This is a genomic window from Gordonia jacobaea (genome assembly GCF_001186365.1).
GTDB lineage: Bacteria > Actinomycetota > Actinomycetes > Mycobacteriales > Mycobacteriaceae > Gordonia > Gordonia jacobaea.
On sequence record NZ_LDTZ01000022.1, the window covers coordinates 21,330 to 36,001 of the forward strand.

12 protein-coding genes are annotated in these 14,672 nt (G+C 64.1%); 8 read left to right on the top strand and 4 right to left on the bottom strand.

All coding sequences use genetic code 11. The annotated features are described in order from the left end of the window. The first annotated feature begins 44 nt into the window (after positions 1–44). Positions 45–929: a LysR family transcriptional regulator gene (locus ABW18_RS18735; protein ID WP_049700517.1), complete on the top strand. Its 885-nt coding sequence runs from the start codon at positions 45–47 to the stop codon at positions 927–929. Between the two features lie 5 nt (positions 930–934). Here ABW18_RS18735 and ABW18_RS18740 read toward each other — a convergent pair whose 3' ends face one another. Then, positions 935–2,188, bottom strand: a complete 1,254-nt coding sequence (locus ABW18_RS18740; RefSeq protein WP_049700518.1) for an MFS transporter — start codon at positions 2,186–2,188, stop codon at positions 935–937. Positions 2,189–2,251: 63 nt separating this feature from the next. On the opposite strand from ABW18_RS18740, the gene ABW18_RS18745 reads away from it, so the two are divergent. After that, entirely contained in the window at positions 2,252–3,127 is an 876-nt protein-coding gene (locus tag ABW18_RS18745; protein ID WP_049700519.1) for a LysR family transcriptional regulator, read from the top strand. Between the two features lie 25 nt (positions 3,128–3,152). On the opposite strand, the gene ABW18_RS18750 is transcribed toward ABW18_RS18745, so the two are convergent. The 3 genes from ABW18_RS18750 to ABW18_RS18760 all read right to left on the bottom strand — a co-directional run bounded on the left by ABW18_RS18750 (position 3,153) and on the right by ABW18_RS18760 (position 7,335). Next, positions 3,153–4,181, bottom strand: a complete 1,029-nt coding sequence (locus tag ABW18_RS18750; RefSeq protein ID WP_049700631.1) for a type IV toxin-antitoxin system AbiEi family antitoxin — start codon at positions 4,179–4,181, stop codon at positions 3,153–3,155. 146 nt (positions 4,182–4,327) lie between these two features. Further along, on the bottom strand, positions 4,328–5,704 hold the full coding sequence (locus ABW18_RS18755; protein ID WP_235434449.1) for an FAD-dependent oxidoreductase: 1,377 nt from the start codon (positions 5,702–5,704) through the stop codon (positions 4,328–4,330). Positions 5,705–5,994: 290 nt separating this feature from the next. After that, on the bottom strand, positions 5,995–7,335 hold the full coding sequence (locus ABW18_RS18760; RefSeq protein ID WP_049700521.1) for a DUF1254 domain-containing protein: 1,341 nt from the start codon (positions 7,333–7,335) through the stop codon (positions 5,995–5,997). 125 nt (positions 7,336–7,460) lie between these two features. On the opposite strand from ABW18_RS18760, the gene ABW18_RS18765 reads away from it, so the two are divergent. The 6 genes from ABW18_RS18765 to ABW18_RS23410 all read left to right on the top strand — a co-directional run bounded on the left by ABW18_RS18765 (position 7,461) and on the right by ABW18_RS23410 (position 14,624). Further along, entirely contained in the window at positions 7,461–7,913 is a 453-nt protein-coding gene (locus ABW18_RS18765) for a DUF6325 family protein (protein WP_049700522.1), read from the top strand. Between the two features lie 94 nt (positions 7,914–8,007). After that, on the top strand, positions 8,008–8,307 hold the full coding sequence (locus ABW18_RS18770) for an SHOCT domain-containing protein (protein ID WP_049700523.1): 300 nt from the start codon (positions 8,008–8,010) through the stop codon (positions 8,305–8,307). 76 nt (positions 8,308–8,383) lie between these two features. Next, positions 8,384–8,791: a DUF7144 family membrane protein gene (locus tag ABW18_RS18775; protein WP_049700524.1), complete on the top strand. Its 408-nt coding sequence runs from the start codon at positions 8,384–8,386 to the stop codon at positions 8,789–8,791. 24 nt (positions 8,792–8,815) lie between these two features. Beyond that, positions 8,816–10,255, top strand: coding sequence for a DUF2252 domain-containing protein (locus tag ABW18_RS18780; protein ID WP_082937867.1), 1,440 nt, complete (start codon positions 8,816–8,818; stop codon positions 10,253–10,255). A 5-nt stretch (positions 10,256–10,260) separates the two neighbouring features. Then, a complete protein-coding gene (locus ABW18_RS18785) occupies positions 10,261–11,778 on the top strand; it encodes a hypothetical protein (protein WP_049700633.1) in 1,518 nt (505 codons plus the stop codon). A 92-nt stretch (positions 11,779–11,870) separates the two neighbouring features. Continuing rightward, a complete protein-coding gene (locus tag ABW18_RS23410; RefSeq protein ID WP_064868902.1) occupies positions 11,871–14,624 on the top strand; it encodes a winged helix-turn-helix domain-containing protein in 2,754 nt (917 codons plus the stop codon). Positions 14,625–14,672 lie beyond the last annotated feature (48 nt).

Consider the following 14,672-nt stretch of genomic DNA (forward strand, 5'->3'; position numbering starts at 1 on the left):
AAGCAGATAGACCCCGAGGTGAAGCGTCGTCGTAGCATCGCTTCATGGATGTCAAGCGCCTGCGGCTGCTCAGGGAGTTCGCCGACCGCGGTTCCGTGGGAGCGGTCGCCGACGCGATGCACATGACGCCGTCGGCCGTCTCGCAGCAGTTCAAGGTGCTCACCAAGGAGGCGGGCGTCGAACTGCTCGAGGCCGACGGTCGGCGGGTGCGACTGACTTCGGCGGGGCAGGCTCTCGTGCTGCGCGCCGACGAGGTGATCGCTGCGGTCGAGCGAGCGCAGGAGGAGATGGCCGCGTACCGCTCGGGTCGATCGCGGGTCCGGCTCGCGATGTTCCCGTCTGGCGCGACACTCCTTTTGCCGACCGTCCTCGACCGTGCCGCCTCCGATGCGATCGAGATCGACGCGTCGCACCTCGACGTCGGCTACCCCGACGCTCCGCCCGCTCTCGCCGACTTCGACGTCGTGGTGACACACCGAGACGAGCGCACGCCACCCGTCAGTTCGCCGCGTGTGCGCGTCACCGAGCTGATGCGCGAGCCGCTCGACGTCGTCGTATCGCGCAACTCGTCTCTTGCAGAGCGTGATTCGGTCGCGGTCACCGAGCTTGCGGACCATGACTGGATCAGCGTCGAGGGCGGCTTTCCTGTCGACGATGTACTGCTGTCGATCTCGGCCATCACAGGCGTTGCGCCGAGAGTCACGCAGCGAATGCTCGACTTCACGACCATCGAGGCACTCGTCGCGGCTGGTCACGGAATTGCCTTGATGCCGCGTCACGCATCACGCCATCCGGGAGTGAAACCACTTGAATTGCAGGGTGTTCGGGCAGCGCGCGTGTACGAGGCGCTGACCAGGCCGCGACCGCGTCGCGCGGTGACATCGGTAGTCGACGCCCTCGCTGCCGCGGCCGCTCGGTACGGCGCCTGAGCGCATTACGCCGAACGTCGACGCCGCGGAAGCGCCGCCAGCAGAACCCCTGCGGCAGTAAGAGTTCCGACGTACGCCGCGACCCCCGCCCAGCCGAATGCCGAGTACGTCAGACCGCCGAGCGCACCCACCACGGAGCTGCCGAGGTAGTAGTGGAAGAGATACAACGACGACGCCTCGGCGCGATGCTCGGTCGCCCGTGCGGACACCCAGCCGCTCGCCACCGAGTGCGCGGCGAAAAAGCCTGCGGTGAAGAGGAATAGCCCGACGATCACCGACCACAGATGGTCCGGAATCGTGATCAACAATCCCACGAGCATGATCGACGTCGCAGTCACGAGAACCCGGCGTCGACCAAGCCGGTCGGCCAGCCTGCCACCCCACGCCGACGACACCGTGCCCGCCAGGTACATGAAGAAGATTGCTGCCACGATTCCCGCCGGCAGCCCGAAAGGACCACCCAGAAGCCGATATCCGATGAAGTTGTAGACGGTGACAAAGCCACCCATCAGCACGAAGGCCAGGGCGAAGAGCGACAGCAGGCCCGGATCACGAAGGTGCGCAACCAGATTGCGTCCGGTCGTGCGTAGGGAGACAGGCTGCGGAGTGAAGAACTGTGAGCCGGGAACCATGCGCCAGAACGCAATCGCGAATGCCAGAGACACCAGCGCGGCAATCTCGAGTGCCCACTGCCAGGACACAAAGTCGACAGCAAAGCCCGGAATGAGCCGCCCGACGAGACCGCCGATCGTCGTGCCCGCGACGTAGCGGCCCATCGCACCGCCGAGCGACATGCCGTCGACCTCTTCGGCGAGATACGCCATGGCGACGGCGGGCACGCCCGCACAGAGCAGTCCCTGCAGGGCGCGGCCGGCCAGGAGCAACTCGATCGACGGCGCCCACGGAAGCAGTAGTCCGATGACCGAGGCGGCAACCGCGGACCCGACCATGAGGCGCACCCGGCCATACCGCTCCGACAGCGCGCTCGCCGGGATGATTGCGACGGCGAGCAGGCCGGTCGTGAGCGAGACCGCCAGAGCCGACGTCGTCGGCGAGACGTCGAAGTGTGACGACAGTTGGGGCAACAGACCCTGCACGTAGTACAGCGCCATGAACGTCGTCATCCCGGCCGCGAACAGCGAGAGTGTGGCACGCCGATACCCGGGCGAGCCGGGTAAGTGTTTGACGGGTGCGCGGTCGGTGGTCACTGGGAGGACGGTTGCTGTCACTCCATCGAGTCTGAGCCGCGCAGTGGTCATTAGGAAATGAATGTTTGACCACTGAGTCATTCAATAATGAATAACCACAGCTAGAATGGCCAGATGTACGACGACCTGCGGTGGTTCATCGCCATCGCCGAGGCAGAGAACCTGACCGCGGCCGCCGACCGGGTCCACTCGTCGCAGCCGACGCTCTCGCGCTTCCTGGGCCGTCTTGAACGCGACCTCGGGGTGCCGCTCTTCGACCGCGATGGTCGACGCCTCGTGCTGAACCGGTTCGGACGTGCCTACCTCGACAGGGCGCGTCGCGCGGCGTCGCAATTGGAAGCCGGACGTCGGGAGATCGAGGAGATGCGCGCTCCAGCCCGCGGTGCGGTGCGGTTGGCGTTCCTGCATTCGTTCGGACTGGGGTTGGTGCCCGACCTCATCAGCCGGTTCCGGGTGGAGAACCCATCGGCACGTTTCACGCTGACCCAAGACGCGGCGGCAACCGTCGTCGGGCATGTGGTCGACGGCGACGCCGACCTCGCGATCGTCGCGCCCCGCCCGATGCGTACCGACATGGCGTGGGCGCGCGTCGCCGAACAAGAACTCGCGCTCGTGGTACCCCGTGATCACCGCTTCTCGGGCCGGGAGACGATCGGCATCGCCGAGGCCGCAGACGAGGAATTCATCGTGATGCAACACGGCTACGGCATGCGACGGATCTTCGACGAGATCTGCGCCGCACACGATCTCACGCCCGCGATTGCCTTCGAATCGTCGGAGCTCGCGACGGTGTCCGGCCTCGTCGCCGCAGGGCTCGGCGTCGGACTGGTGCCGGTCGAGGAGTCGGCGCGCCATCCCGGCGTCGAACTCGTCCCGCTCGCGGGTGAAACGCGCGAGATCGGGCTGACGTGGTTTCGCGGTCGGCCATTGAGCGACGTCGCGTCGCGCTTTCGGGACTTCGTCCTCGCGGGGAGCACGTCCGACGGATGAATCGCGCTGCCGTGCGGGCTCCCGCTCACCCGTTTCCCTCCCGCTTATTGAAATCAATAAGCGGGAAGTAAGCCGGTGAGCGCGAACCGTGGTGGGGCGGGATGATCTCGTAGGTGACGAGCCATGGGCGCAGCAGGTCGGCGAGCAGACGTCGCTCGAGAGTGGCCCAAATCCAGCGGACCACCATGGTGTCGAGGCCGCGGAGTTCGTCCTCGCGCAGCTTCTCCCGGACCACCGCGTCCTCGGGCGACTCGCCTTCGCGGAGCAGACGGCCGTACTTGGCCAGACCGTCGAACTCGCCGATCAGCTTGCCGTCCCAATCGAAGTCCGTCTCGTACGTGCCGGACGGGCAGACGAAGCGGTGCTGCTGACGCGGTACAGGCAGGTCCGCCTCGTACATCTGTGCGCTGCTCCATGATTCGCCGACGCTCTGGGAGAGGCCGTTCGCGAGGGGAAGTGCCCGCCGAGCGTGTTGCGCACCGCGTCGACGTCGAGAGCCCAGGATCTCCGACATCTTCGCCCGGTCGGCGCCCAATGCCAGAGCCGCCTCGAGGACGGTCAGTGCCTGCGCGAAGTCGCCGCTCGACGCGACGTCGACCGCTGTTCGCTCGATAGACGTGACCCGGATGCCGTCGACCTCGGTGACCTCGTCGTCGCTGAGCGGCGCCCCGTGAAGGTGGCGCAGGCTGCGGACGGATCCTCCCGATCTGCGGCCGGTCGTCATGTGAACGTGCGAGAGGTTCGGTTTGAGCATGCGCAGCCCATGCATCGTCGCCGCCGACACATGACTGAGCACGTGCGGCGTGTCGCCGCTCAACTCCGACGTGACGACTGCGATCGAGGTGAGCCGGTGCAACGCTTGGGCACCGGCATGGCCGTCGAATTGTGTTGTGCGCGGGACCAATACACCGGGTACCAGCCTGATCAGCTTGCCACGATCGACTGCGGCGCAGAGCTCGTTGTCGCTGAACGCCGCTGTCTTCGCGGCGCCGCGTCGGATCAGGCCGAACTCGTCGAGCGGGTAGCCGGGGAGACCGAGAGTGGAGTCCGTCATGCAGCTTCGACGCCGCGCCGGGCCGCGCGGTTCCACTCCGCACCGATTCAGATCGACGTCGACCTTCTCGCTCACCCATTTCCCTCGCGCTTATTGAATTCAATAAGCCGCAAGGAAATCGGTGAGCGGGAGGCACGCTCACGGGGTCAGATCCGCTCGGACACCCGCCGAGAGGCCAATTGCACTGCCTCCCAAACGGTTGCGAACGGCGGGGCGTACGCGAGGTCCATCTCGGCGAGATCGTCGACGGTCATCTCGCCCCACAGCGCCGCGGCGACGGTGTCGATCCGCTTACCCGACTGCGCTCCGCCGACGATCTGAGCGCCGAGGATGCGGCGGGTCAACTTGTCTGCGGTGAGTAGCACGGTGATCGGGGTGGCCTCGGCCATGTAGCCGCTCGCGGTGTCGCTCTGGGTGATCAGCGTGAGGGCGTCGTGACCGAAGCGCGCGGCGACCTCGGTGTTCATTCCCGTCCGTGCGATCTCCAGATAGGTTGGGCCGGAAGAGAATCGGGTGATCGCCGTCGCCAACACCCCGGCGAATCGTTTACTCTCGTCGCCGCCCAGATTGAAACCGCACACCCGCCCCTGCTTGTTGGCGTGTGTTCCGAGCGGTGCAAAGATTCGCTCCCCGGTCATCCGGTCGAGAGACTCGCAGCAGTCTCCCGCCGCCCAGATGTCGTCGGCGACGCGCTGATGGTCGTCGGGTAGGTATCCGCCGTGAACTCCGATCGGCAACCCGGCCGCGGCGCCCAGCGAGGTCGACGGCCGAACGCCCAGCGCAAGTACCACGACGTCGGCTTCGATTGTGTCGCCGGAAACCGTTGTGACGGAACGTATTCTGCCACCCTCGGCGTTGGCGCTCGCGACGACGGTATCGGTCAGGACGGTGACGCCTGCGGCGCGCATACCTTCTTCGATGCGGTCGCTCATCTCCGGGTCGAGCTTGCTCATCACCCTGGTGCGCGTGGCGAGAGTGGTCTGGAATCCGCGCTCCGCCAACGCCTCTGCCATCTCCACGCCGATGTAGCCGCCACCGACCACGACTCCTCGACGGCCGGAGCCGGCAATCAGATCGAGCCAATACCGCGCGTCCTCAAGGGTCTTCGCCGGATTGACACCGTCGATCAGCGATCCGTCCGCGTCACGCGCCCAGTCCGGGACCATCGCCGAGGCACCGGTGCACAAGACGAGTTGGTCGTAGGCGACCTCCGACGACTCGTCGAACTCCGACGTCACCGAGACGACCTTCCGATCACGGTCGATTCCGGTGACCGTCGTTCCCATGCGGAGGTCGACGCCGAGTTCCCGGTGTTGCGCGGCGCTGCGCGCAACGAGATCAGTGTCGGAGTCGACGAGGCCTGCGACGAGGTACGGAATGCCGCATGCCGAGTACGACGTATCCGACGTCTGCTCGAGCGCGATCACCTCGACGCTGCGCCCGGTGACCTCTGCTGTCCGAAGTGCCTGATGAGCGGCACTCATACCGGCGGCGTCCGCGCCAACGACGACGATGCGTTCCACCCGCGTCACGCTACTCGCGTTCGACGATCCGCCGCGCCGGCAAGGGTCAGAGATCGGCGCCCGCGACCTTACCCATGACAACCCCGATCCCCGCGACGACGAGCGGCAACGCGACGAGCACCGAGACCAGGAGAACTAGCATCTGCATGCCTCAATGGTCCGCGCGGTTCCGCGCGTTGTCGCTGTGACCAGGCAAATCGTAGTCGGCCTCACAATTGGTACGGGTGACGCAGTTTTGGTCGGCAGACAGTGATTCGACGCTATCGACGTGGTTGAGATGCGGCGTCCGATCAGGCATCGCTGTCTGGAGATGCGCGCTTGACGCGCTGCACAGCGGGCGGCGCCCATGTCCCGTCGAGTACCTCGGCGCGCGGAGCGTACAGGCGCATCGTGACGCCGAGCGCGGCCTGTGGCGCGGGAAGCCAGTTGTCGGTCTTCTCGCCACCCGGATTCTCGTGCTGCAGATACAAGACGAGCGAGCCGTCGTCGTTGAACCGCAGTTCGTCGCGATCGCCCAACGCGAACCGGTCGAGTTCATTGGCGACCTGATAGCCCTCGGCGTCGTACATCGTGACCGACCAGAAGGCATTCACGGGTGGAAGGCCATCAGCGGGAAACGTGATTGTGTAATCGTTGTGCCCGTCGAGTGGCTGACCGTCGGCGTCGGCCACGACGACTGGATAGATCGCATCCTCGGGAGGGTTGGCACCCAACCCGATCAGCGCGAGCTGTGCTCGTTGAAAATAGTCGTTGCCGTAGACGCCGACCGATCGCGACATGATCTGCCAGCCGTTCACGCGATCACCGAGGCCGGAGATGTCAGGCAGCTTCTTCCTCGCCGACGCGATGCCCGACTCGAGTGCCGTGAGGCCGGCCTCGTCGAATCCCGATGTGTCGAACTCCAGTCCGGGGACGATCCCGATTGCAGCGATACGCGCCAGCACGGACTGATCCGTGAGGTGCGGTGGCGTAGTTGTCAGAACCTCTGCTGCGAGTGTGAAGAACTCAGGAGCAGACAGTTCCGCGACGATGCGCAGTGGTTCGGTGTCCAGGTCGATGGGAGTGCTCGACTCTGGTCGGGTCGGGCCGCCCAACGGAGTGATGGTGAAGCCGTCCTGGAACTTGCCGACGGCGTCGTAGTCGCTCGGGCCGTTGGTCTGCGACCGACCGATGGCCCACACGTACGGTGTCGGGGCCTCGATGATGAGGGCATCGTCGGGGACATCGCCGTCAAATCCCGGTGGTATCACCATGATTCGCGTGCCTGTGTTTCCCGTCGTACGGGATCCCGGAACCGCGAACACGTCGGTCCACATGTCCAGTAGTGGCAGCATGTAGTAGCGACCGTCGCTGTCGGGAAGTTCGATCAGGACTGCTCCACCGGTCAGGTCGAGCCAGGCGGACGAGTACAGCGTGTCGAAATTCGGACGGACGATAGCGCGGAAATCCGCAGTCGGAAACGCCCGCATGTGGTGGAAGGCGTTCGAGGCTCCGAAGCCCGGTTTGCCCGAGGATCCCCGTGCTGTTTGTTGTCGACGGCTGACCTCCATGATGACGAGGGGATACATATAGACGTAGGCCTCCGCTGCCAAGCTCGCGGTATCACCGGTAAGGGGTTTCGATGTCGTCATGGTCTAAGACTCGACGATCGACCCGTGATTTCAGTCATTCGAATCGTATGAGCGCTCATCATCAGCGTATGTCTCACCCGATACGGGTGATGTAGTCGCATCCTATTGATGCCAGCATCGGGAATATGACCGAAACCTCTGCCGATGTGCCCGTCGATGTGGAAACGGGGCCTATCGATTACCTTCTCGTCGAATTTCCCGCCGATCACAATCCAGACGGCTCGGCGCTGATACACCTGCTCGATCTTGTCGATCGAAATGTGATCAGCGTGCTGGATCTCGCAGTGATCCGACGAGACGGCGATAGTGTTGCTGCGCTTGCGGTCTCGGATCTCGACGTCGGTGCTGATCTGGACGCCAATGTCCTCGCAGAGGCGTCGAGCGGACTGCTCGACGATCAGGACCTCGCCGACGCGGCGTCGGTGCTGGCGGACGGCTGCCTCGGCGTTCTCGTCGTCTACGAGAACGTGTGGGCTGCTCCGTTCGCCACTGACCTGCGGCGAGCCGGCGCTCAACTGGTCGCGTCCGGGCGGATTCCCGTCAATGCCATTCTCGAGGCCCTCGGCACAACCGACTGACCGACGTCGGGCTGACCGCAGGGCTCTGCTTGAAGCGTTATGCCCGATCGATTCAACTGAGAACCACTCGAGTGAGAAAGTGCAGGTACCAGCCATGCCAGGACTATTACGCGGGGTCGCCCGAACGGCCGCGGTTGCAGGGACTGCAACCGCGGTGTCCAACAGGGTGTCGCGTCGTCAAGGCGAGCGGTGGGCCAGACGGTCGGCCGAGGCAGCACCCCAGGCCTACGCGGCCGCGCCCGTCCAGAACCCGCAACCGCCGGTTCCCACCGAACAGACAACAGCGCCGGATGACCGAATCGCTGCATTGACGAAACTCGGTGAGCTTCGAAGTTCAGGTGTTCTCACCGAAACGGAATTCGAATCGGAGAAGCGACGTATCCTCGGTCTCTGAGAATCGGCCGATCCGTCAGTGTTCATTTCCAACCACATCGTTAACAGCCACATCGATAACAACGAGTAGGAATTTCATGACCACCTCATCACCTTCCACGAAGCAGCGTTGGGCAGGCGGGCTATCCATTGTCAGTGGCTGCGTGCTGCTCGTCGTCGGGATACTGGAGTTCCTCCAGGGTGTCTCGGCCATCGCGGCTGACAATGTCTTCGTCGTAGGAACCAACTACATCTATAAGTTCAACCTGACGACGTGGGGTTGGATCCACCTGATCATCGGCCTCATCGTCGCTGCGACGGGTATTGCGGTGTTTTTCGGAAAGACATTTGCACGGGTGCTCGCGATCGTGCTCTTGTCACTCTCCGTGATAGCCAACTTCCTCTGGATTCCGTACTACCCGTGGTGGTCGATCACTCTGATCGCACTCTCGATCGTCGGAATCTGGGCGTTGGCGGCGTGGAGTCCTGAGACCGACGAGATCTGACGCGGCGCAAGGAAGGTGACGGCGATGACGAGCGTGGTCGATCCCGCGGACGCGGCGACGTGCTATGACGGCCCTGGCCGCAGGACCCGTGCCGAGAGTGTCTATCTGGGGCTGCAGGCTCGGGAGCGGTTGCCGCTCAGCGGCATCGGCGACCTCGGCGACGAATCGGGCCGTGACCCGATCGGTCTACTCCAAGATCAGGCGCGCACCCGGGTTCCGGAACTCGTTCCGGTCAGATACGGGCGAATGGCTGTTTCTCCCTTCACCTTCTACCGCGGGGCAGCGCTCGTCATGGCCGATGACCTGGCTCGAACCGAGAACTCAGGCCTGACCGTGCAACTGTGTGGCGACGCGCATCTGTCCAATTTCGGGTTGTTCGCCACGCCTGAGCGCAAACTGGCGTTCGACGTCAACGACTTCGACGAAACCTACCCTGGGCCGTTCGAATGGGACGTGAAGCGCTTGGCCGCGAGTCTCGTGGTTGCGGCACGCGGCAACGGATTCGACAACAAGACCGCCAAGCGGATCGCCGGTGCATGTGCCCGTGAGTACAGGGAGTCCATCGCGTCGCTCGCGGGACTCGACACGTTGGACGGCTGGTATCGACGCGCCGAGCCCTCTCGAAAACTGGTGAACATCCGCGATCTCATCGATTCATCGACCGCGAAGAACGTGCGAAAGCAGATCGACAAGGCGTGGACGCGTGACGGCCTGTCTGCGCTCAAGAAGCTGACCACCACCGTCGACGGTGAATTGCAGTTCGTCAGCCAACCTCCGCTCATCGTGCCCATCGAAGAACTGTGGGACGCGGAGGTCACAGCGCGTCTGTACGGTCAGCTTGCCGATCGTGTCGACGCTCTTCGCGCGACGCTCGCTCCCCACTACCGCGTGCTGTTCGACAGATTCACATTTGTCCGCATGGCGCGCAAGGTGGTCGGGGTTGGCAGCGTGGGAACTCAGGCGTGGGTCTTGCTGATGGTCGGACGAGACGAATCCGATGTGCTGCTGCTCCAGGCCAAGCAAGCCGAAAAATCAGTTCTCGCACGGTATCTCGACGGTCCGAAATATGACAACGAGGGCAGGCGGGTGGTGGAGGGACAGCGCCTTACGCAAGCTGTCAGCGACGTGTTCCTGGGGTGGTCCGGAGGTCCAGGAGCTGATGGTGTTCGGCGTGATCTCTACCTCAGGCAGCTTCGGGATGCAAAGGGCTCCATCGTCGTGGAGGGTCTGGACCCACGGGGTCTCGAGGTCTACGGGCGAGCGTGCGGTCGAGTCCTCGCCTACGGTCACGGTCGGTCGGGCGATGCGGTTGCCATAGCGAACTATCTCGGCGACGACGACGAATTCGATAGGGCTGTAAGGCGTTTCGCATCGCGCTATGCGAAAAGGAATGACGAGGATCATCGCGTGTTCGTCGACGCGATTCGGGCAGGCGCGGTTGCGGCTGTCGCCGACGAGCGGTGACGCGCATGCCCGAGACGGTCGTGAGCGCGGAAGGCGAATCGGGACGCGGTCTCGACGCAGACGAACGAGCCGAACTCGAACGTCTGCGCGTCGAGATCGCCGAGATCAAGTCGGGGCAACCGTCGGATGTCGGCAAGGAGTCCAAGCGTCGGCGGATCAACTGGCGAATGATCGGCGTCGTCGCGCTGGTCATACTGTGTGCGGTACTCACGCTGCTGTCGGTCACCACGCGGTACGTCAGGAGTCAGATCCTCGACACCGATCATTACGTATCGACCGTCGCACCACTGGCATCGAATCCCGCTGTGCAGCAACAGGTCACCAACTCGATCACGAACGAGATCAATCAGCAGGCGAACATCGAAGAGGTGACGTCGAATGCGCTCAACGAACTGACTCAACTCACACCGGCCGATCGTCCCCGGGTGGATCAGGCGATCACCGGACTCGCTCCGGTGATCAGCGCACAGGCGGAGAGCTTCATCCACAACACGGTGGCGCAGTTCGTCGGCTCTGATCAGTTCGCTGCGCTGTGGACGACGGCCAATCGCGAAGCGCACGATGCTGTTGTTGCGGCGGTGACCGGTGATACGCAGCATGGCGCGGTGAATGTCGACACGACCAACGGATCGATCAGCATCGAGCTCGGGCCGATCATCACCCAGGTGAAGCAGCGGCTGAGTGCGCAGGGGTTCGCCTTCGCCGACAAGATCCCCGTGGTGAACAAGCAGTTCGTCGTCTGGCAGTCCAAGGAACTCGCTCGGGCGCAGAACCTCGTGAGGTCGCTCGACAAGGTCGCCACCGTGCTGCCGTGGCTTGCGATTCTTGTCGCTCTCGCTGCGATCGGACTCGCGGGAGTCGGTCGCCGTATCCGAACCCTGACAGCAATCGGGATCGCGGTCGTCGGCGCGATGCTGGTGTTGGCAATCGGCATCATCGTCGGTCGCACGATCTACCTGAACAACGTGCCTGCAGACGTCTTGTCTCCCGCCGCCGCCCAGGCGATCTTCGACACCGTGATCAGTCCGCTGCGCACTGCCCTTCGTGCGGTGGCGGTGCTCGGACTCGTCTTGGCACTTGTGGGCTTCTTCGCAGGCGGAACTCGTGCCGCGGCCGCCACTCGACGTGTCATCGCCGGGGGATTCGAATCGGTCGATCGTCGTCGAAAGCAACGCTCGGCGTCGATGGTGGAGGTCCAACTGTGGCGGCTGCGGTACGTCGTGCGTCTCGGGGTCCCGATAATCGCTGCGTTCGTCCTTATGTTCTGGCACTACCCGACAGGCATGGTCGTCTTCTGGGTGGTGGTCGTCGCGTGCCTCATCCTGGCGGCTTTCGAATTCGCCATCGCTCCCGCGCGCCGCGGAGTGGCCGCCGGGAGCGTTGTTGCCAAGGATCTTGTCGTCGAGAGTGCCAGTCCTGAAAGCTCCGAGATCGTTGTCACCGAGACCGTCGTGACCGAGACCGTCGGCGATGACGCGGCTGCAACCGTAGTCGATTCGACTGACAGTCCCAGAGCGAAATGAACCGCACGTCGTAGGGGGTCAGCACCTCGTGCGCGACCTCGCGAGGAATATTCGCCCGTCGCATTCGCGCTGGTCGTCGTACCATTCAGTGCATGAAAGGCGCGGTACCCTCCCCACGAAGCGGTCAGGACGGCGAGGGTGAACCCGACGCACTCGAAGTAGACACAATCGCGGCAGCTCCGCCGATTCTGAGTCTGCGTTTCGCGCCACCGTCATTACCTCCCGGGTTTGTGGTGCGTTCTCGCATCGACGAGATGCTCGACGCTGCACGGGGCGGCGACGTGACCTTGGTGTGTGCCGGGGCCGGGTACGGGAAGACTCTTGCTGTCGCGGCTTGGGCGCAAAGCGTACATCGGCTCGATCGGACCGCATGGCTCGCCGCGGGCGAAGGCGTAGGCGTTGCGGCGTTTTGGCATGACGTGATCGTGGCACTTCGAATGCTTCCGGTCGTGGCCGACGAAGCGCGGATCGCCGAGTTCATGCCCGGACCCGCATTCGGGGATTCTGACGTGGCGGGTCTGGTTGATGCCCTGTCGTCTCTACCAGAGACTGTGACGCTGGTGATCGACGACTTCCATCGCCTCACGTCGGTGGACCTTCTGAAGTCGATCCACCGAGTGATCGAGTGTGGCGTTCTGACAGTGCATCTGGTTCTCATCTCACGCGTGGAACCGCGAATCCCGATGCGCCGTCTGCAGGTGATGGGAAGGCTTCGCGAGATCGATGCCGCCGTACTGGCGTTCACGCCAGGCGAAGCTGAAGATCTGTGTGCACGCATCGGATTCGGGCTGGACCCGGAGAGCCGGGAGCGTCTGATGAACCGGACGCAAGGCTGGCCCGCCGGAATCCGGTTGGCCTTGCTCAGTGCCACAGTCGAATACGGAGGTGATGTGCATGCGGCACTGACGGGCTTCGGCGGCGGTGGCAAGCTGGTGGCGTCGTATCTACTCGAAGAGGTACTTGCGAGGGTGGCCAGCTCCGATCGTGAGTTCCTGCTCGCCACAAGTGTGACGCCCGTTGTCTGTGCGGATCTCGCGCAGGCCTTGACCGGACGTGCTGACAGCCGCGCGATTCTCGAACAATTGGTTGCGCGAAACGTGTTGACGGTGCGATTGACCGGCCGAGCCGGATGGTTCCGCTATCACCCCCTTCTACGCGAGTTTCTCCGCGACCGACTCACTATTGAACGCCCACAGGAGATTTCGACGCTCCATCGGCGGACGGCACAGTGGTACCTGGACAGCGGTGAGCTCATCCCCGGGATCAGGCATCTGGTCGCGGCGGGCGACTGGCTCGCGGTGGCGAAGGTGGTGGGAAAATCGGCACTCCCACTGATCCTGACGATCCACGGGGGTGAGCTGGCGGCGGCGTTGGCTCCTGCGCTCGACGTCGTCGAACGCGATCCGCGACCGGAGGTGCTTCTCGCGGCAAGTGTTGTGGCGCATCATTCTCGGGACTTCGTAACCATGCGCCAGAACGCCTTGGATGCCGAGACCGCGCTGTTGGCGAGCGGCGTCGAACCACCTCGATGGGCCCAGGTCATCGTCGCGCTGGCGCGGATGGTCGCAGCTCGGGTCTTCACACCCGTGGAACTGTACGAGAGTGCGAACGAAGTGCTGACCGTCGCGACCGGGGCATCGCGCAACGAGCTGCCCGCGGTAGGTGCGTACGCGGTCATCGGCCGGACCAACGTAGCCATCAGCCTCGTTCTTCGCGGCGAATTCGACCGTGCTCGTGTGCATTTGGAAGATGTGCGGGTCGAGGCTGATCGTGCCGGGGTGGCACTCACCTCGGCTGCGGCGCATGCCTACCTGGCTCTACTGGATGTCATCGCGGGTGACCTCCCGGAAGCGGGACGTCGAAGCGACATGCTCGCGAGACTGGGTGTTCGACGCGGTTGGACACAGCAACCCCAGTTGCTTGCGGCCAACGCCGCCTCCGCTTTGGTGCACCTGGAGACAGACGAACTCGACGCCGCAAGCGAGTGCATCGACTCCGGCTTCGACCTCGTTCTCCACGGGTCTGATCTGCCTGCGACAGTGGTCCTTCAGATCGCGGCCGTCGGCGTTGCGCTCGCGCGGCGTGAACTGCATACCGCGCGAGCGGCGGCGAGCCGCCTCCGTGCGCTGAGCGCGAGTTGCACTGGACTCCCTCTGCTCGACCACTGGGTTGCGGTCTCGCTGGCCCGCGTCGAATTACTCTGCGACGACGTCGATTCCGCTGAGAAGATCCTGACCGGGCTGCCCGCATCGACCTCTTCTTCATCGAGCGAATTCAGTGCCGAACTCGTCACCATCGCGCGTGCGGAAGTCCTCCTCGCGCAGCATGAACCACGCGCCGCGTTCGACCTTCTGGGTACGCCGGCTCGGTATGCGGCCCACCGCACGCTCGTCGTCGAGGCCGCGCTGTTGTCAGCGATCGCGGCGGATCGGCTCAGGTTGGACTCGATCGCACTGGAGCGGATGGGGCAGGCCATCGATGCGGCGGCTCCGATCGGAGCGCTGCGGCCCTTCGTGGCTCACAGCGAGGAGATCACTGTTCTGCTGGCGCGCTATCGACATCTGAACGCTGAACCCTCAGAACTCGATCGGGCACTTCTCGTACGGCTGACAGCTGCCGATGGGGCCGCAACGATTCGACCTGCGACTCCATCGGACCCGCTCACCGAGCGGGAGCTCGCCGTATTGCGTTATCTGCCAACGATGTACAAGTCGGCGGAGATAGCCGCGGACCTCTTCGTGTCGGTGAACACCGTGAAGACACACCAGCAGTCGATCTACCGCAAGTTGGGGGTATCGACACGCCGCGCCGCCGTCGACCGTGCCCGCGAGTGGCGCCTTCTGTAAAACGCAGCTGAGGACAATGGCTGCGGGGACTATGGCTGGCCGTACGCA